This window comes from Flavobacterium flavipigmentatum (assembly GCF_020911905.1).
Classification (GTDB): Bacteria; Bacteroidota; Bacteroidia; order Flavobacteriales; family Flavobacteriaceae; genus Flavobacterium; species Flavobacterium flavipigmentatum.
Window position 1 is genome coordinate 3,066,660 of the sequence record NZ_CP087133.1, and the last position, 21,322, is coordinate 3,087,981.

General features: G+C 38.5%; 6 protein-coding genes and 1 pseudogene. 6 read left to right on the forward strand and 1 reads right to left on the reverse strand.

What is annotated here, in order from left to right; all coding sequences use genetic code 11:
* Positions 1–285: 285 nt before the first annotated feature.
* The 6 genes and pseudogenes from LNP22_RS13265 to LNP22_RS13285 all read left to right on the forward strand — a co-directional run bounded on the left by LNP22_RS13265 (position 286) and on the right by LNP22_RS13285 (position 18,411).
* On the forward strand, positions 286–14,001 hold the full coding sequence (locus LNP22_RS13265) for a T9SS type B sorting domain-containing protein (protein WP_229973879.1): 13,716 nt from the start codon (positions 286–288) through the stop codon (positions 13,999–14,001).
* Positions 14,002–14,059: 58 nt separating this feature from the next.
* Positions 14,060–14,971: a PorP/SprF family type IX secretion system membrane protein gene (locus LNP22_RS13270; RefSeq protein WP_229973880.1), complete on the forward strand. Its 912-nt coding sequence runs from the start codon at positions 14,060–14,062 to the stop codon at positions 14,969–14,971.
* Between the two features lie 2 nt (positions 14,972–14,973).
* Positions 14,974–16,914, forward strand: coding sequence for an OmpA family protein (locus tag LNP22_RS13275; RefSeq protein WP_229973881.1), 1,941 nt, complete (start codon positions 14,974–14,976; stop codon positions 16,912–16,914).
* 504 nt (positions 16,915–17,418) lie between these two features.
* Entirely contained in the window at positions 17,419–17,550 is a 132-nt protein-coding gene (locus LNP22_RS18470; protein WP_429670524.1) for a DDE-type integrase/transposase/recombinase, read from the forward strand.
* Between the two features lie 258 nt (positions 17,551–17,808).
* A pseudogene (locus LNP22_RS13280) lies at positions 17,809–18,243 on the forward strand (serine hydrolase domain-containing protein); the annotation flags it as partial.
* 24 nt (positions 18,244–18,267) lie between these two features.
* Positions 18,268–18,411, forward strand: a complete 144-nt coding sequence (locus LNP22_RS13285; RefSeq protein WP_229973882.1) for a hypothetical protein — start codon at positions 18,268–18,270, stop codon at positions 18,409–18,411.
* A gap of 424 nt (positions 18,412–18,835) precedes the next feature.
* Here LNP22_RS13285 and LNP22_RS13290 read toward each other — a convergent pair whose 3' ends face one another.
* Positions 18,836–21,277 carry a DUF4114 domain-containing protein gene (locus tag LNP22_RS13290; RefSeq protein ID WP_229973883.1) on the reverse strand — a complete coding sequence of 814 codons (2,442 nt, stop codon included), beginning with the start codon at positions 21,275–21,277 and terminating at the stop codon, positions 18,836–18,838.
* Positions 21,278–21,322 lie beyond the last annotated feature (45 nt).

Here is a 21,322-nt window from a genome sequence, read left to right on the forward strand (position 1 = left end):
TGTGCGTTGATAAAGATGAAAACTAACCATAATCTTTAAAATTACGCTACTATAATTTTTTTGAATTTTTATGTTTTGTTCATTTTGAAGGTCATTTATTTATGATCTTCTTAGAGCAATATTTTTTTACTAAAATAGATGTTTACATCCAAAAAGTAAAAAAAAAAAATGATTTGTTACTGTCTATCTAAAATTTTTATCATGAAGGAAAACTTTACCTTATACATTTTTTTTAGTTGCCTTAAGTTTTTAAAAGAACATTTATTTGCAAATTTTGCTCATAAAATGGCGTGTATACTTTTAACAGCTAAAATGTTTTCTCAAAGACCGTCGATAAAGCTTAAAATGCTATTTTGGTTGGTTCTTTTTTGCGTTTTTAGTGTTGATCTTCAAGCTCAAACTGGTTGTAGGAATGTAATTCGCAATGGTACTTTTTCAGGAAGTTTTATTCAAAATGCAACGCCTAATGAAGCATGGCTTCCAGCTACAGGTGCATGGGCACTTAATACAACAACAGGAATTGCTGTTAATAATCTCAATGGAGTAACAAATTCTGCAATGACTCAAAATATAGGAGGAATTTCTCTTACACCTGTTGCTGGTATAGTAAGCTTGTATTTTGATCTTTGGGCAGGAAACTCTGGGGATACAAATGGAGCAAGTACTGCTACCTTAACAGTTTCTCTTGGAGGTACAATATACGCTACATTTACAAATCCAACTGGAGCAGGAGCAGTAACAACTACCTTAAGTAACGGAGCGACTATATCTGGTTTTACTTCAGGTGTGGTGCCAACAACATTTAGATTAGTGAGCTCACAGATAAGAATTGATATTCCTTGGACGCAAACGGCTTCAAACAATGTCGCTGCCTTATCTTTCGCAGCTACTACTCCTGCAGCAGGGGACGATTGGGGTGTTGATAATATATACATAGGAGCTAATTGTATAGATTCAGATCAAGATTTTGTAGTTGATGTTGTTGATATAGATGATGATAACGATGGTATTCGAGATGTAGATGAAGGTGTAACAAGTTGTTCTCCTAATATCACACCAAATCAAACCACTTCAATTACGGAAGGTGCAACAGTAAATAATACCAATACAACTATATCTAATAATTACAGGATAGTTGGTTCAACAGCAACACAAGCAAACCAAACTGTAGCTAGAGTGTCCTTGTCAGCTAGAACAGGAGCGACGACGAATGACATTGGAATTGATTTAACCACCAATGGATCTGTTCAGTTTACAAATAATGCTGGGTCTGCAGCGGGACAATTTGTAGAAGTTACTTATGAATTTAACAAACCCATTGATGCTGTTTTAACTTGGCAGGCAGGTAATACTTTTGACGATGTAGAAGATTATAGTGTTGAATATGATGCTGGAGTAACATCAGCCATTTATACAGCAGGAGGTACTGCAAATTTAAATGTTACACAAATACCAGGCAAAATATCACTAAATTCAACCGTTGATATTGCTAGTGCTTCAAATCTTTGGAATATTGATTTAAAAAATGTGACACGTTTAGTGATCAGAAGATCGGATACAGGTACAGGGGGAGCAATTGGGGGAATTACAATTACGCCAGCAACATTTTGTGACAGGGATACAGATGGTGATTTAATTCCAGATCATCTTGATGTTGATGCTGATCAAGATGGGTGCTATGATGCCCGAGAAGGTGGTAGTACTCAAGCTTTATCTAGTTCTGGTACTATAGGTGGAACTTATGGTGCTAATGGTCTGTCTAGTCTTGTAGAAACGAATGACACAGTAGCTGCAGGAATTAATTACGCTATTGCGCAAACCGCAGGGATAAACAATTTTATGCAAGCGTCTGTATTTACATCTTGTTTGACAGCAGGATCGGATAGTGATGGGGATCTTGTTTCAGATCGATATGATATGGATGATGATAACGACGGGATTCTTGATTCAGATGAAAATGCATGTGCCGTTTTAGCAAACAGAATTACAGGGAATTTTTCAGGTTCAGGACCGTTTACTGGTTCAACACTCGATGGTGTAAATGTGACAGCAACTGTTACTAACGCCGCTAATACTAGTGTAACAAACTCAGCTGGTACCTTTGCTAATGAGCCTACCTTTTGGAGTGAAGCAGTAAACAATCTATCTTCGTTCCAAACGCTTTTTAATTGGGATACAACCGCAGAAGGTTATATTGCCAATATAGATCAAGCCAATGATGATAAAGGATCGGCAACGATCACATTTACATTTAGTCAGCCTGTTTACAACCCTATTATTCATTTAGATAGGATAGGAGGACTTTCAGGGGTTATTCCAAATTCAGCAGTTTTTACGGTTACCACACCGGGAGCAACATTAAAAAAGCTGGCAGGAACAAGCAATCTATATGTTACTCCTACTACTTTTAGAAGAGTTACTGAAATGAATGTGAATCCACTTATTACAGGTGTTGCAGCTAGTGAAGCTTCTGCATTGCCTGAAAATGGTACTGCAGCGGGATCCTTGTTAGTAGAAGGCGTCTATTCTTCGTTAACATTTGATTGGACTGGAAAGGGAGCCGAAGGCTCTGGAGGTGATGGTATCGAATTTATTTTCTCTTTGTGTAGAGCGCTAGATAGTGATGGTGATACAATTGCAAATTTACTTGATCTAGATTCAGATAATGATGGTTGCTCAGACTCTAATGAGTATTATAACAATGCTGCAAGTGCTGCTTCAGGTCAACAATTTGGTCAATTAGGCGGAGCAGTAGCACCGGTTTTAGCTGATGGTAGAGTAAACCTCTCAGCAGCTACTTATACAGGATCTTACGCTAATGTAACAAATAATGCAGTATCTACAGTGTGTACTGCGAACATTGCTATCACCAAAACCGCAAGCAGCAGCACACCTAATGTAGGTAGTAATGTTACTTTTACCTTAACGGCTACTAATGCAGGACCAAGCGACGCCACAGGAGTGAGTGTAACAGATGTTTTACCTTCTGGTTATACTTTTGTAAGTGCTAGTACAGCTGCAGGAACCTATACAATTGGAACAGGTATCTGGGACATAGGTACTTTAGCCAATGGATCCAATGCTACTTTGTCTATTATTGCGACAGTAAATGCCTCAGGATCGTATACCAATAGCGCGAGTATCGCTGCTAATGAAGCCGATCCTACACCTGGTGATAATACTTCTAATGTTACTCCAACACCTATAAATATAATTGTTGCGGTAACAGAAACGACCCCTGCCGTTAATGGATTACCAGGAGGCACCACCACGGCATTAACGAGCAACGACACCTTAAATGGAAGTCCAGTAGTAGTAGGTACTGCAGCAGGGAATGTACAAATTACATCAAGTACGGTTCCAGTAGGATCAGGACTAGTAGTAAATGCAGATGGAACAGTAACAGTTCCAGCCAACACCCCATCTGGAAACTATTCAGTAAGTTATACGATTTGTGAAGTAAACAACCCATTGAATTGTAGTACCATTAGCTCTACGGTAGTAGTAAGTGCCCCAGCGATTGTTGCGGTAACAGAAACAACCCCTGCGGTTAATGGATTACCAGGAGGCACCACCACGGCATTAACGAGCAACGACACCTTAAATGGAAGTCCAGTAGTAGTAGGTACTGCAGCAGGGAATGTACAAATTACATCAAGTACGGTTCCAGTAGGATCAGGACTAGTAGTAAATGCAGATGGAACAGTAACAGTTCCAGCCAACACCCCATCTGGAAACTATTCAGTAAGCTATACGATTTGTGAAGTAAACAACCCATTGAATTGTAGTACCATTAGCTCTACGGTAGTAGTAAGTGCCACAGCGATTGTTGCGGTAACAGAAACAACCCCTGCGGTTAATGGATTACCAGGAGGCACCACCACGGCATTAACGAGCAACGACACCTTAAATGGAAGTCCAGTAGTAGTAGGTACTGCAGCAGGGAATGTACAAATTACATCAAGTACGGTTCCAGTAGGATCAGGACTAGTAGTAAATGCAGATGGAACAGTAACAGTTCCAGCCAACACCCCATCTGGAAACTATTCCGTAAGTTATACGATTTGTGAAGTAAACAACCCATTGAATTGTAGTACCATTAGCTCTACGGTAGTAGTAAGTGCCCCAGCGATTGTTGCGGTAACAGAAACAACCCCTGCGGTTAATGGATTACCAGGAGGCACCACCACGGCATTAACGAGCAACGACACCTTAAATGGAAGTCCAGTAGTAGTAGGTACTGCAGCAGGGAATGTACAAATTACATCAAGTACGGTTCCAGTAGGATCAGGACTAGTAGTAAATGCAGATGGAACAGTAACAGTTCCAGCCAACACCCCATCTGGAAACTATTCAGTAAGCTATACGATTTGTGAAGTAAACAACCCATTGAATTGTAGTACCATTAGCTCTACGGTAGTAGTAAGTGCCCCAGCGATTGTTGCGGTAACAGAAACAACCCCTGCGGTTAATGGATTACCAGGAGGCACCACCACGGCATTAACGAGCAACGACACCTTAAATGGAAGTCCAGTAGTAGTAGGTACTGCAGCAGGGAATGTACAAATTACATCAAGTACGGTTCCAGTAGGATCAGGACTAGTAGTAAATGCAGATGGAACAGTAACAGTTCCAGCCAACACCCCATCTGGAAACTATTCAGTAAGCTATACGATTTGTGAAGTAAACAACCCATTGAATTGTAGTACCATTAGCTCTACGGTAGTAGTAAGTGCCACAGCGATTGTTGCGGTAACAGAAACAACCCCTGCGGTTAATGGATTACCAGGAGGCACCACCACGGCATTAACGAGCAACGACACCTTAAATGGAAGTCCAGTAGTAGTAGGTACTGCAGCAGGGAATGTACAAATTACATCAAGTACGGTTCCAGTAGGATCAGGACTAGTAGTAAATGCAGATGGAACAGTAACAGTTCCAGCCAACACCCCATCTGGAAACTATTCCGTAAGTTATACGATTTGTGAAGTAAACAACCCATTGAATTGTAGTACCATTAGCTCTACGGTAGTAGTAAGTGCCCCAGCGATTGTTGCGGTAACAGAAACAACCCCTGCGGTTAATGGATTACCAGGAGGCACCACCACGGCATTAACGAGCAACGACACCTTAAATGGAAGTCCAGTAGTAGTAGGTACTGCAGCAGGGAATGTACAAATTACATCAAGTACGGTTCCAGTAGGATCAGGACTAGTAGTAAATGCAGATGGAACAGTAACAGTTCCAGCCAACACCCCATCTGGAAACTATTCAGTAAGCTATACGATTTGTGAAGTAAACAACCCATTGAATTGTAGTACCATTAGCTCTACGGTAGTAGTAAGTGCCCCAGCGATTGTTGCGGTAACAGAAACAACCCCTGCGGTTAATGGATTACCAGGAGGCACCACCACGGCATTAACGAGCAACGACACCTTAAATGGAAGTCCAGTAGTAGTAGGTACTGCAGCAGGGAATGTACAAATTACATCAAGTACGGTTCCAGTAGGATCAGGACTAGTAGTAAATGCAGATGGAACAGTAACAGTTCCAGCCAACACCCCATCTGGAAACTATTCAGTAAGTTATACGATTTGTGAAGTAAACAACCCATTGAATTGTAGTACCATTAGCTCTACGGTAGTAGTAAGTGCCCCAGCGATTGTTGCGGTAACAGAAACGACCCCTGCGGTTAATGGATTACCAGGAGGCACCACCACGGCATTAACGAGCAACGACACCTTAAATGGAAGTCCAGTAGTAGTAGGTACTGCAGCAGGGAATGTACAAATTACATCAAGTACGGTTCCAGTAGGATCAGGACTAGTAGTAAATGCAGATGGAACAGTAACAGTTCCAGCCAACACCCCATCTGGAAACTATTCAGTAAGCTATACGATTTGTGAAGTAAACAACCCATTGAATTGTAGTACCATTAGCTCTACGGTAGTAGTAAGTGCCCCAGCGATTGTTGCGGTAACAGAAACAACCCCTGCGGTTAATGGATTACCAGGAGGCACCACCACGGCATTAACGAGCAACGACACCTTAAATGGAAGTCCAGTAGTAGTAGGTACTGCAGCAGGGAATGTACAAATTACATCAAGTACGGTTCCAGTAGGATCAGGACTAGTAGTAAATGCAGATGGAACAGTAACAGTTCCAGCCAACACCCCATCTGGAAACTATTCAGTAAGTTATACGATTTGTGAAGTAAACAACCCATTGAATTGTAGTACCATTAGCTCTACGGTAGTAGTAAGTGCCCCAGCGATTGTTGCGGTAACAGAAACAACCCCTGCGGTTAATGGATTACCAGGAGGCACCACCACGGCATTAACGAGCAACGACACCTTAAATGGAAGTCCAGTAGTAGTAGGTACTGCAGCAGGGAATGTACAAATTACATCAAGTACGGTTCCAGTAGGATCAGGACTAGTAGTAAATGCAGATGGAACAGTAACAGTTCCAGCCAACACCCCATCTGGAAACTATTCCGTAAGTTATACGATTTGTGAAGTAAACAACCCATTGAATTGTAGTACCATTAGCTCTACGGTAGTAGTAAGTGCCCCAGCGATTGTTGCGGTAACAGAAACAACCCCTGCGGTTAATGGATTACCAGGAGGCACCACCACGGCATTAACGAGCAACGACACCTTAAATGGAAGTCCAGTAGTAGTAGGTACTGCAGCAGGGAATGTACAAATTACATCAAGTACGGTTCCAGTAGGATCAGGACTAGTAGTAAATGCAGATGGAACAGTAACAGTTCCAGCCAACACCCCATCTGGAAACTATTCCGTAAGTTATACGATTTGTGAAGTAAACAACCCATTGAATTGTAGTACCATTAGCTCTACGGTAGTAGTAAGTGCCCCAGCGATTGTTGCGGTAACAGAAACAACCCCTGCGGTTAATGGATTACCAGGAGGCACCACCACGGCATTAACGAGCAACGACACCTTAAATGGAAGTCCAGTAGTAGTAGGTACTGCAGCAGGGAATGTACAAATTACATCAAGTACGGTTCCAGTAGGATCAGGACTAGTAGTAAATGCAGATGGAACAGTAACAGTTCCAGCCAACACCCCATCTGGAAACTATTCCGTAAGTTATACGATTTGTGAAGTAAACAACCCATTGAATTGTAGTACCATTAGCTCTACGGTAGTAGTAAGTGCCCCAGCGATTGTTGCGGTAACAGAAACGACCCCTGCGGTTAATGGATTACCAGGAGGCACCACCACGGCATTAACGAGCAACGACACCTTAAATGGAAGTCCAGTAGTAGTAGGTACTGCAGCAGGGAATGTACAAATTACATCAAGTACGGTTCCAGTAGGATCAGGACTAGTAGTAAATGCAGATGGAACAGTAACAGTTCCAGCCAACACCCCATCTGGAAACTATTCCGTAAGCTATACGATTTGTGAAGTAAACAACCCATTGAATTGTAGTACCATTAGCTCTACGGTAGTAGTAAGTGCCCCAGCGATTGTTGCGGTAACAGAAACAACCCCTGCGGTTAATGGATTACCAGGAGGCACCACCACGGCATTAACGAGCAACGACACCTTAAATGGAAGTCCAGTAGTAGTAGGTACTGCAGCAGGGAATGTACAAATTACATCAAGTACGGTTCCAGTAGGATCAGGACTAGTAGTAAATGCAGATGGAACAGTAACAGTTCCAGCCAACACCCCATCTGGAAACTATTCAGTAAGCTATACGATTTGTGAAGTAAACAACCCATTGAATTGTAGTACCATTAGCTCTACGGTAGTAGTAAGTGCCACAGCGATTGTTGCGGTAACAGAAACAACCCCTGCGGTTAATGGATTACCAGGAGGCACCACCACGGCATTAACGAGCAACGACACCTTAAATGGAAGTCCAGTAGTAGTAGGTACTGCAGCAGGGAATGTACAAATTACATCAAGTACGGTTCCAGTAGGATCAGGACTAGTAGTAAATGCAGATGGAACAGTAACAGTTCCAGCCAACACCCCATCTGGAAACTATTCCGTAAGTTATACGATTTGTGAAGTAAACAACCCATTGAATTGTAGTACCATTAGCTCTACGGTAGTAGTAAGTGCCCCAGCGATTGTTGCGGTAACAGAAACAACCCCTGCGGTTAATGGATTACCAGGAGGCACCACCACGGCATTAACGAGCAACGACACCTTAAATGGAAGTCCAGTAGTAGTAGGTACTGCAGCAGGGAATGTACAAATTACATCAAGTACGGTTCCAGTAGGATCAGGACTAGTAGTAAATGCAGATGGAACAGTAACAGTTCCAGCCAACACCCCATCTGGAAACTATTCAGTAAGCTATACGATTTGTGAAGTAAACAACCCATTGAATTGTAGTACCATTAGCTCTACGGTAGTAGTAAGTGCCCCAGCGATTGTTGCGGTAACAGAAACAACCCCTGCGGTTAATGGATTACCAGGAGGCACCACCACGGCATTAACGAGCAACGACACCTTAAATGGAAGTCCAGTAGTAGTAGGTACTGCAGCAGGGAATGTACAAATTACATCAAGTACGGTTCCAGTAGGATCAGGACTAGTAGTAAATGCAGATGGAACAGTAACAGTTCCAGCCAACACCCCATCTGGAAACTATTCAGTAAGTTATACGATTTGTGAAGTAAACAACCCATTGAATTGTAGTACCATTAGCTCTACGGTAGTAGTAAGTGCCCCAGCGATTGTTGCGGTAACAGAAACGACCCCTGCGGTTAATGGATTACCAGGAGGCACCACCACGGCATTAACGAGCAACGACACCTTAAATGGAAGTCCAGTAGTAGTAGGTACTGCAGCAGGGAATGTACAAATTACATCAAGTACGGTTCCAGTAGGATCAGGACTAGTAGTAAATGCAGATGGAACAGTAACAGTTCCAGCCAACACCCCATCTGGAAACTATTCCGTAAGTTATACGATTTGTGAAGTAAACAACCCATTGAATTGTAGTACCATTAGCTCTACGGTAGTAGTAAGTGCCCCAGCGATTGTTGCGGTAACAGAAACAACCCCTGCGGTTAATGGATTACCAGGAGGCACCACCACGGCATTAACGAGCAACGACACCTTAAATGGAAGTCCAGTAGTAGTAGGTACTGCAGCAGGGAATGTACAAATTACATCAAGTACGGTTCCAGTAGGATCAGGACTAGTAGTAAATGCAGATGGAACAGTAACAGTTCCAGCCAACACCCCATCTGGAAACTATTCCGTAAGTTATACGATTTGTGAAGTAAACAACCCATTGAATTGTAGTACCATTAGCTCTACGGTAGTAGTAAGTGCCCCAGCGATTGTTGCGGTAACAGAAACAACCCCTGCGGTTAATGGATTACCAGGAGGCACCACCACGGCATTAACGAGCAACGACACCTTAAATGGAAGTCCAGTAGTAGTAGGTACTGCAGCAGGGAATGTACAAATTACATCAAGTACGGTTCCAGTAGGATCAGGACTAGTAGTAAATGCAGATGGAACAGTAACAGTTCCAGCCAACACCCCATCTGGAAACTATTCAGTAAGTTATACGATTTGTGAAGTAAACAACCCATTGAATTGTAGTACCATTAGCTCTACGGTAGTAGTAAGTGCCCCAGCGATTGTTGCGGTAACAGAAACGACCCCTGCGGTTAATGGATTACCAGGAGGCACCACCACGGCATTAACGAGCAACGACACCTTAAATGGAAGTCCAGTAGTAGTAGGTACTGCAGCAGGGAATGTACAAATTACATCAAGTACGGTTCCAGTAGGATCAGGACTAGTAGTAAATGCAGATGGAACAGTAACAGTTCCAGCCAACACCCCATCTGGAAACTATTCCGTAAGTTATACGATTTGTGAAGTAAACAACCCATTGAATTGTAGTACCATTAGCTCTACGGTAGTAGTAAGTGCCCCAGCGATTGTTGCGGTAACAGAAACAACCCCTGCGGTTAATGGATTACCAGGAGGCACCACCACGGCATTAACGAGCAACGACACCTTAAATGGAAGTCCAGTAGTAGTAGGTACTGCAGCAGGGAATGTACAAATTACATCAAGTACGGTTCCAGTAGGATCAGGACTAGTAGTAAATGCAGATGGAACAGTAACAGTTCCAGCCAACACCCCATCTGGAAACTATTCAGTAAGCTATACGATTTGTGAAGTAAACAACCCATTGAATTGTAGTACCATTAGCTCTACGGTAGTAGTAAGTGCCACAGCGATTGTTGCGGTAACAGAAACAACCCCTGCGGTTAATGGATTACCAGGAGGCACCACCACGGCATTAACGAGCAACGACACCTTAAATGGAAGTCCAGTAGTAGTAGGTACTGCAGCAGGGAATGTACAAATTACATCAAGTACGGTTCCAGTAGGATCAGGACTAGTAGTAAATGCAGATGGAACAGTAACAGTTCCAGCCAACACCCCATCTGGAAACTATTCCGTAAGTTATACGATTTGTGAAGTAAACAACCCATTGAATTGTAGTACCATTAGCTCTACGGTAGTAGTAAGTGCCCCAGCGATTGTTGCGGTAACAGAAACAACCCCTGCGGTTAATGGATTACCAGGAGGCACCACCACGGCATTAACGAGCAACGACACCTTAAATGGAAGTCCAGTAGTAGTAGGTACTGCAGCAGGGAATGTACAAATTACATCAAGTACGGTTCCAGTAGGATCAGGACTAGTAGTAAATGCAGATGGAACAGTAACAGTTCCAGCCAACACCCCATCTGGAAACTATTCCGTAAGCTATACGATTTGTGAAGTAAACAACCCATTGAATTGTAGTACCATTAGCTCTACGGTAGTAGTAAGTGCCCCAGCGATTGTTGCGGTAACAGAAACAACCCCTGCGGTTAATGGATTACCAGGAGGCACCACCACGGCATTAACGAGCAACGACACCTTAAATGGAAGTCCAGTAGTAGTAGGTACTGCAGCAGGGAATGTACAAATTACATCAAGTACGGTTCCAGTAGGATCAGGACTAGTAGTAAATGCAGATGGAACAGTAACAGTTCCAGCCAACACCCCATCTGGAAACTATTCAGTAAGTTATACGATTTGTGAAGTAAACAACCCATTGAATTGTAGTACCATTAGCTCTACGGTAGTAGTAAGTGCCCCAGCGATTGTTGCGGTAACAGAAACAACCCCTGCGGTTAATGGATTACCAGGAGGCACCACCACGGCATTAACGAGCAACGACACCTTAAATGGAAGTCCAGTAGTAGTAGGTACTGCAGCAGGGAATGTACAAATTACATCAAGTACGGTTCCAGTAGGATCAGGACTAGTAGTAAATGCAGATGGAACAGTAACAGTTCCAGCCAACACCCCATCTGGAAACTATTCCGTAAGCTATACGATTTGTGAAGTAAACAACCCATTGAATTGTAGTACCATTAGCTCTACGGTAGTAGTAAGTGCCCCAGCGATTGTTGCGGTAACAGAAACAACCCCTGCGGTTAATGGATTACCAGGAGGCACCACCACGGCATTAACGAGCAACGACACCTTAAATGGAAGTCCAGTAGTAGTAGGTACTGCAGCAGGGAATGTACAAATTACATCAAGTACGGTTCCAGTAGGATCAGGACTAGTAGTAAATGCAGATGGAACAGTAACAGTTCCAGCCAACACCCCATCTGGAAACTATTCCGTAAGCTATACGATTTGTGAAGTAAACAACCCATTGAATTGTAGTACCATTAGCTCTACGGTAGTAGTAAGTGCCCCAGCGATTGTTGCGGTAACAGAAACAACCCCTGCGGTTAATGGATTACCAGGAGGCACCACCACGGCATTAACGAGCAACGACACCTTAAATGGAAGTCCAGTAGTAGTAGGTACTGCAGCAGGGAATGTACAAATTACATCAAGTACGGTTCCAGTAGGATCAGGACTAGTAGTAAATGCAGATGGAACAGTAACAGTTCCAGCCAACACCCCATCTGGAAACTATTCCGTAAGTTATACGATTTGTGAAGTAAACAACCCATTGAATTGTAGTACCATTAGCTCTACGGTAGTAGTAAGTGCCCCAGCGATTGTTGCGGTAACAGAAACAACCCCTGCGGTTAATGGATTACCAGGAGGCACCACCACGGCATTAACGAGCAACGACACCTTAAATGGAAGTCCAGTAGTAGTAGGTACTGCAGCAGGGAATGTACAAATTACATCAAGTACGGTTCCAGTAGGATCAGGACTAGTAGTAAATGCAGATGGAACAGTAACAGTTCCAGCCAACACCCCATCTGGAAACTATTCCGTAAGTTATACGATTTGTGAAGTAAACAACCCATTGAATTGTAGTACCATTAGCTCTACGGTAGTAGTAAGTGCCCCAGCGATTGTTGCGGTAACAGAAACGACCCCTGCGGTTAATGGATTACCAGGAGGCACCACCACGGCATTAACGAGCAACGACACCTTAAATGGAAGTCCAGTAGTAGTAGGTACTGCAGCAGGGAATGTACAAATTACATCAAGTACGGTTCCAGTAGGATCAGGACTAGTAGTAAATGCAGATGGAACAGTAACAGTTCCAGCCAACACCCCATCTGGAAACTATTCCGTAAGCTATACGATTTGTGAAGTAAACAACCCATTGAATTGTAGTACCATTAGCTCTACGGTAGTAGTAAGTGCCCCAGCGATTGTTGCGGTAACAGAAACAACCCCTGCGGTTAATGGATTACCAGGAGGCACCACCACGGCATTAACGAGCAACGACACCTTAAATGGAAGTCCAGTAGTAGTAGGTACTGCAGCAGGGAATGTACAAATTACATCAAGTACGGTTCCAGTAGGATCAGGACTAGTAGTAAATGCAGATGGAACAGTAACAGTTCCAGCCAACACCCCATCTGGAAACTATTCAGTAAGCTATACGATTTGTGAAGTAAACAACCCATTGAATTGTAGTACCATTAGCTCTACGGTAGTAGTAAGTGCCCCAGCGATTGTTGCGGTAACAGAAACGACCCCTGCGGTTAATGGATTACCAGGAGGCACCACCACGGCATTAACGAGCAACGACACCTTAAATGGAAGTCCAGTAGTAGTAGGTACTGCAGCAGGGAATGTACAAATTACATCAAGTACGGTTCCAGTAGGATCAGGACTAGTAGTAAATGCAGATGGAACAGTAACAGTTCCAGCCAACACCCCATCTGGAAACTATTCCGTAAGCTATACGATTTGTGAAGTAAACAACCCATTGAATTGTAGTACCATTAGCTCTACGGTAGTAGTAAGTGCCCCAGCGATTGTTGAAGTTCCATCAATTGCTATAATTAAGACAGCGGTATTTAATGATGAAAATAGTAATGGAAATGCAGATGCTGGAGAAACAATAACTTATAACTTCAAGGTTACTAATACTGGAAATGTTCCTTTGTACAATATTGCTGTTTCAGATCCATTACCTGGTATTATTATGTCAGGAAGTCCAATAGATTTGGATGTAAATGATACGGATGAAGTTTCTTTTAGTGCTCAATATAGCATCACGCAAAATGATATTAATATCGGAAGTGTTAGTAATCAGGCTAGTGTAATGGGTAGTACTCTAAGTGGAATTAAAGTTGAGGATAAGTCAGATAATATAAATAATCTAGGTGATAATCCAACAGTCGTAGTGTTAAGCGGATGTGTAATCAAAATTTTTAATGCCGTTTCAATAAATGGTGATAGTATGAACGAAAGATTCTATATACAAGGAATAGAATGTTATCCTGACAACACAGTTCAAATTTATAATCGTTGGGGTGTATTGGTTTTTGAAAGAGATCATTACAATAATACCGATGTTGCCTTTAGAGGAATTTCAGAAGGACGTGTTACCATTAAAGAATCAAATGGATTACCAGAGGGAACATATTATTATATCATAAAATATAAAGACCATCAATCTAATCCTCATCAGGAAGCGGGTTATTTGTACTTGACCAAATAATATTCTATGCTAATTAATTGGCTTGTTGAAGTTTGAGCTGTTATTAAAAATGAAAAAAATGAAAAAGTTAATTCTAATTTTACTGTTTTGTTCAACTGCAAGCTTTGCACAGCAGGATGCACAATTTACACAATACATGTACAACACCATTAATGTGAATCCTGCTTATGCGGGATCACGTGGAGTACTGAGTATTTTTGGTTTATATCGTACCCAATGGGTTGGATTAGAGGGAGCACCAAAAACAAGTAGTTTTTCGGTAAATACGCCATTAAATAATAGCAATTTAGGACTTGGTGTTTCGTTAATCAATGATAAAATAGGCCCAACTACTGAAAATAACTTATCTGTTGATTTGTCTTATTCTATTCAAACATCTGCAGATGCTAAACTTTCTTTCGGTATAAAAGGAACAGCAAATATATTTAATCTTGATCCTACCAGACTATCTCCAGAAAATCAAGGAGATCCTCAATTTCAGGATTTTGCTAATAAGTTTAGACCAAATATTGGCGCTGGAATCTATTGGCATTCTGATAAGGCATATGTTGGTCTTTCTGTACCAAATTTTATTGAAACCGATCGTTATAACGATAATAATATTGCTATTTTCAAAGACAAAATTAGCTATTACTTTATTTCAGGATACGTTTTTAATTTAGATCGTTATGAAATGATAAAATTTAAACCTGCTTTGTTAGCAAAAATGGTAGCTGGTTCGCCACTACAAGTAGATATTTCAGCCAATTTTATGTTTAATGAAAAATTTGTATTAGGAGCCGCTTATAGATGGAGCGCCTCTATAAGTGCAATGGCTGGATTTCAAGTTACTGATGGTTTATATATTGGTTATGCGTATGATCGCGAAACAACCAAGTTGGTAAATTATAATTCAGGATCGCATGAGATTTTCTTTCGCTTTGAATTTTTAAACAAATACAGTCGTATAACTTCACCTAGATTCTTTTAGTTATGAAAATTAAAAAATTAATATACAGCATCTTTTTGTCATTTTTATTTTTTAATACTAATGCTCAAGAGGCTGTATTAAGTAGAGCAGACAGAGATTATAACAAATATGCTTACATAGATGCAATTGCTATTTATGAAAAGTTAGCAGAAGCGGGTTATAGAGAGGAGAAAATTTTTCAAAGATTGGGGAATGCTTATTATTTTAATGCTGAATTAACAAAAGCGCTAAAGTGGTACGACGAATTATTCTTGTTAAATAATCAGCAAGATCCGGAGTATTATTATCGCTATGCGCAAACTCTTAAATCTGTTGGAGATTATTCAGAAGCAGATAAGATGTTGGATATCTTCAATGAAAAAATCAAGACTGACAGTAGAGGTGTCTTGTTTGAAAATAATAAAAATTACCTCGAACAAATTAAATTAAATTCCGGCAGATTTGAAATCGCTGATGCAGGAATTAATTCAACTGAATCCGATTATGGAAGCACCATGCTTGATGGAAAATTAGTATTTGCTTCTGCAAGAGATACAGCTAGATTAAGTAAAAATACATTTAGATGGACAAATAGATCTTTTACAAATTTATATACGGCAGTAGTTAAATCAGACGGAAGTCTTGAATCTCCTATACAACTTGATAAAAAGATTAATTCAAAGTTTAATGAATCTACTCCAGTTTTTACTAAAGACGGAAATACAATGTATTTTACCAGAAATAACTTTTTAGCAGGAAAAAGAGGTAAGGATGATAAAAAAGTTACGCTACTAAAACTATACAAAGCAGAACTTGTAAAAGATAAATGGATAAATGTTGTAGAATTGCCTTTTAATAGCGATCAATATAGTATTGCGCATCCAGCTTTAAGTGTTGATGAAAAGAAATTATTTTTTGCCTCAGATATGCCAGGAGGTCAGGGACAATCTGATTTATATAGTGTTACCATTAATAATGGCGGTACATTTGGAAAGCCAGAAAATTTGGGGCCAGTTATTAATACTGAAGGAAGAGAAACTTTTCCTTTTATTTCGGGAGATAATGAACTATACTTTGCAAGTGATGGTCGTCCAGGATTAGGAGGTCTTGATATTTTTGTGGCAAAGATAAAAGACGATGCAGGTTTTGGTGTTGTGCAGAATATTGGAGAACCAGTTAATACAAAATTTGATGATTTTTCTTTTATAATAGACCCTGCTAGTAGAAAAGGATTTTTCTCTTCAAATAAATCTGGCGGAATTGGCAGTGATGATATCTACAAATTTACCGAAACAAGAAGATTAGATTGCAATAAAAAATTATCAGGAGTAGTCGTAGATTCTCAAACGAATCTGACATTGAGTGATGCGAAGGTAATTTTGCTTGATTCTAATTTTCAACAAATTTTAGAAGTTGTAACGGATAAAGAGGGAAGGTATACATTTGAAGTTACTTGCAATAAAAATTATTATATAAGAGTTTTAAAACAAGACTTTGAAACACACGAAAGTGAGATCAAAATTGGATCATCAAAAGAGAAATATGAACTTGACGTTAAATTAGAAAAACAGATTAAAAAAATAGAAGTCGGAACCGATTTAGCTAAAACATTAGATATTCCACTTATTTATTTTGATTTAAACCAATCATTTATTACACCCGAAGCTAAATTCGAGTTAGAGAAAGTTTTAGCCGTAATGACGCAATATCCTAAAATGAAAATAGATGTCCGCTCTCATACAGATAGTAGAGAAAATAAAAATTACAATTTGATTTTATCAAACAAAAGAGCTAAAGCAACAATAGAATGGTTTGTAAAAAGAGGGATTTCTAATCAAAGAATCTCGGGTAGAGGATATGGCGAGAGCCAGTTGGTAAATCAATGTTCGGATAATGTAAAATGTTCAGAAGAAGAGCACAAGATAAACAGAAGAAGTGAGTTCATCGTTCTTTCAATTAAATAAAGAAAGATAATGATATACCCAGTATAACAAATAAAAATCCACCTGAAAAGTGGATTTTTGTATTTATAAGAGTTTTTAAGATTTCTCATTAATTCGATCAATACCTTTTTAGATATTGACTTTATTTTTATCTGTTGAAGATTCAATATAAGTATTTACATGTTTCATTAAATTGCTTAGTTCTCCGAAATTTGATGGCTTAGCTAAGGATTTAATATTCAGAATTATAGAGGTTGTGTCGCATCTAAAGCTAAGTTTATCTTTACCTTTTATTAATTTTTAAACTCATGAATACGAAAGGTCATTGTTATCAGAAGTCTGTTATACCGCAGGCAGTATATTTTAACCTTAGGTTTACATTAAACTATCGGGATGTTGAAGAGATCATGAAAATGTGAGGAGTTCATGTTGATCATGCTATTATTCAGCGCTGGGTTTATAAGTTTACACCTTTTATTGAATTAGAGATAAATAAGAGAAAAGGTAGAGTGGGAGAGTTGTAGATTGAATGAAACCTATATAAAAGTAAATGGTATTTGGTGTTATTTATATCGAGCAGTAGATAAATTAGGCAATAATCCCTTTAATTTCAATAAAAATTCAAATTGTTTGCAAATCATTTTTGACATGATTTGAAGTGGCTTTTTGTAAAGCATAACTATAATTTAAATATAAAAAAATAATTGTAGTAATAATATTTTATTATTTTCGTTAAAGGAGCAATCAGTCATTAATCAAATCAATTAAATGAAAAAACAAATCTTTCTTTACTTTACAGCTTTATTTTTTACAAGTACCATCTAAAGACAATATATAAAAGATCTCTTTTCAACGATTGCTAAAAATGATCTTTTTTACGGCAGTGTTTTAGTTTCAAAATAAGGAGAAAAAGTTTTTTCATATTCTTATGCATATTCTAATATAGATAAGAAACAAAAAATCAATAAAAAATCTCAATTTCCAATTGCATCGGTATCAAAAACGTTTACAGCGGTAGCAATATTATAGCATAAAGAAAAAGGAAAATTGAATATTGCTGATCCAAACCAAAAATATCTTTTAGATTTTAATTATCAAAATATTAGTACTAGACATCTACTAAGCAATACTTATGGATTGGGGCAAGAATATCATCTATTTGATAATGTAATAAAAGAAAAGCCATGGGAAATTATATCAAATGAAGTTATTATACCAGCATTAATTGATAATAAAGTGTCTCTTTGGTTTGCTCCAGGAAACAAATGTGAATATAATAATGTAAATTTCTGTCTTGCGGCATCGATAGTAGAAAAAATAACAGGAATTAGTTTTGGAGATTATTTATAAAAAAATATTTTAACCCCTGCTAAAATGAAAGATTCATTTCTGCCTAAGAATGGAAAACTTAAAGAACCCAAGCAAGTAGAATTGTACACTTATTCAAATTTTTATTCATTAAATGCAGAGAATGTTCAAACCTTAAAAGCAACTTTTATGGAAATGGAGGTATTGTAAGTACGGCTTTAGATTTATACAACTACCAAAAAGCATTAAAATAATTACTGTAATTTGTTAATTTAAAAGTTTTAACGAAAGTTTAGAAAATAAAAAAAGCTTCAGAGAAATATGATTTTTTTTGTTTGTAGTTCCCCGCCAGATTCTATCGCGACTATCATTAAGTTTTATCTTTACCTTTTTAGATTCTTAAAATTATCAATATGAAAGCTCATTGCTATCCAAAATAGGTAATCCTGCAGTTAGTGTGTTTTAAATTAAGATTTACACTTAGCTATCGTGACGTTGAAGAAATAATGAAAATGAGAGGTGTAATTGTTGATTATACAACGATCTAACGCTGGATTTTAATTTGTAAGTCTGGATAAACAAAAAGGCGGCCTAAAATTAGACAGCCTCTTAAAAAAATCTAGAGCAAACTAAATTAATTTACAATTAATTTAGTTTGAAAGGTTTCGTTTTCTTTTGTGGTAACTTTAAGGATATAAATTCCTTTGCTTGTGTTTTCTAATGTTATTGCAATTTCGTTGGTTGATGCAATAGCATTATAATTTTTATTAGTAATTATTCTTCCATTCATATCAATTATTTTTATATTGGCATACTCAATTGCTTTAGGTAAAACTATTGTTGTAACCGTGGTGCAAGGATTTGGATAATTATATATTTTTGCGATGATTTCATTTTTAAGTTCAGTAATGCTTAAAGTACCTGAATTTTTGAAGGCTACTTTAGAAATATTAGTCGCAAATGATTGGAAAGCTTGATAATCCCCTTGAAGTGAAAAAACTAATCCTTTAACTTTTTCGTTGTTGTACTTTTGACCAAGTGGGTTTGTAAAATTCTCTAGAAGAATATTTACCTCTGTAACGCTTGTATTTGCTGGGATTTTAAATCGCAATCTGTTGTTCCAATCTATTGTGCTTTCTGTTACTAAAACGACTTCTACAGGAAGCGAATTGCTAATTGTAAAACCTACCGTTGAATAAGAGCTTGCATCAAAAGCTAATTCGCCTGGAAGAATATTTCTAAACACATTCAAAGTTCCATAAATAGTTCCAGCGACACTTACATTTCGTTCTATTGCATATTGATCAGTCGAAAAATCACTATTCGAAATATTATCTATATTAAAGTTCGACACTTTGGTTTCTGTTTTTGAATAATCTAATCCCCAAGGACCATCTGCCAAATACAAAGCATCTATTTGTTTTGATTTGTTACCTAAAATAGAAAGTCCAACATCAAATAATCGCTCTAAATCAAGCTGAATATTTTGCTCATAAGAACCTGTTAGAGTGATATTTTTAGAGACAAAATCAAAATTGGATACTTCAGTTACTTTTTTATTACCCTGAAGGTCTATAGTAGAAGAACCCGATTTATTTATTAAAGTAAGAGCTAATTTACCGTTTTTGTAAGAGCCTTTTTTTACAAAAACAGATGGAATTCGATTAGTCACTACAGGAGAGATCAAAGTTCCTTGTTCTTTAAATTTAGCCAACATAACATTTGTAATGCTACAAATTTGTCCCATTGATGAACCCCAAACCTGAAAATTAAGGTAATCTCCAGCTGGATATTGATCAATATTCCAATAGCTGTGTAATTTTTTTTCGGTTCCTAAATCTTGAATAGAAAAATTCAATGCATATTCTATCAATCCATTAGCTCTTTTTAATTTGGCCATTATAATTTCGTATCCATTTAGGTCAATTGTTCTAATATCTTCAAGAGATGAATTATTCAAACGGTCACAAATCGCTTTAGAATGACTGTAGATACTTCCTGTAGTTGCTGTTGCCAGAACTGCTGCAAGACGATTTTCACCTTGATAATAATCCACTGAATATACTTGCTTTGCATTTGTGATACCAACTAAGTCGCTAGGACTGGAAACTGAAGTTGTTTCAGTACCAAACATTCCTGTATTTGGGATAATGGTTGAAAAATCAAAACTAGAACTTGATATTTTATCATTATTTAAGGATTTAACAAACTTTTTTTGTGTTATTTTTTTGTCATCAAAACTATTTGTTTTTGTTCGTATAAAATTTCTTTTAGCGATTAATGTGGCTAAATCTCCATTGCTCTCTAATCCTCCGTTATTTCCAGAACTTACATCGGTTGCTATACTTACATCAGCAATATTATTTATCAAAATAGCGTCATAAGGATTTGCTGTAATGTAAAAGATGGCATCATTAAAATCATTGTCACAACTGCCATAGTCTCTTCGAATGTCTTCAAAGCCAAGAATAATTCTTTCATTAGTAGGGTCATTCAAGAGTACATTATGTTGTCTTAATGCAGGAATAGCTTCTGGATTAAAATTAGGATTAGAAAATAATTGCCACAAACCAGATGTTACTGCAGAACCATTCCATCCATTAGCCAATAAAACCCAACCAATTCCTGTTCCTGCTGGAAAAGTACCAATTTTTACTTTATTACCCGCTACCAAACTTCCTCCGCTTCCTGTAGCCGAGACATTAGGAAATACAATAGTGATTTGATCAGCCCTAGGAATTGTAGTTGGTGGATTATTGATGTCATAGGTATAAAAACCCAAAACATTTTTATATCCAGCTCCTTCACTAACAAAAGTCACCCAAACATCAGCATATTTGCTTATAACTAAATCAGTATCATAACCCGATGAAATGTATTGTGGATTATAAATTGGCACAGGGTACCTTTCCGGAAGTGAGTTATTTATTAAATCTAAAGTTTGAGTTGTAATTACATCACTAGTTACAAAGTATTGTGGTGTCCCATCGAATGTGTAAGGCCCCAAAAAATTATAATTCTGTCCAAAAGATGCAGAAAAAACACAAAGAACTGACAAAAGTAAATATCGTTTCATAATCAAGAATATTAAATGATAAAACAAATTTATGATCCAAATCAA

Excerpts from the sequence above, each read along its gene's own strand:
- LNP22_RS13265 (WP_229973879.1), top strand. The coding sequence starts at position 286 with ATGGCGTGTATACTTTTAACAGCTAAAATGTTTTCTCAAAGACCGTCG.
- LNP22_RS13270 (WP_229973880.1), top strand. The coding sequence starts at position 14,060 with ATGAAAAAGTTAATTCTAATTTTACTGTTTTGTTCAACTGCAAGCTTT.
- LNP22_RS13275 (WP_229973881.1), top strand. The coding sequence starts at position 14,974 with ATGAAAATTAAAAAATTAATATACAGCATCTTTTTGTCATTTTTATTT.
- LNP22_RS13285 (WP_229973882.1), top strand. The coding sequence starts at position 18,268 with ATGAAAGATTCATTTCTGCCTAAGAATGGAAAACTTAAAGAACCCAAG.
- LNP22_RS13290 (WP_229973883.1), bottom strand. The coding sequence starts at position 21,277 with ATGAAACGATATTTACTTTTGTCAGTTCTTTGTGTTTTTTCTGCATCT.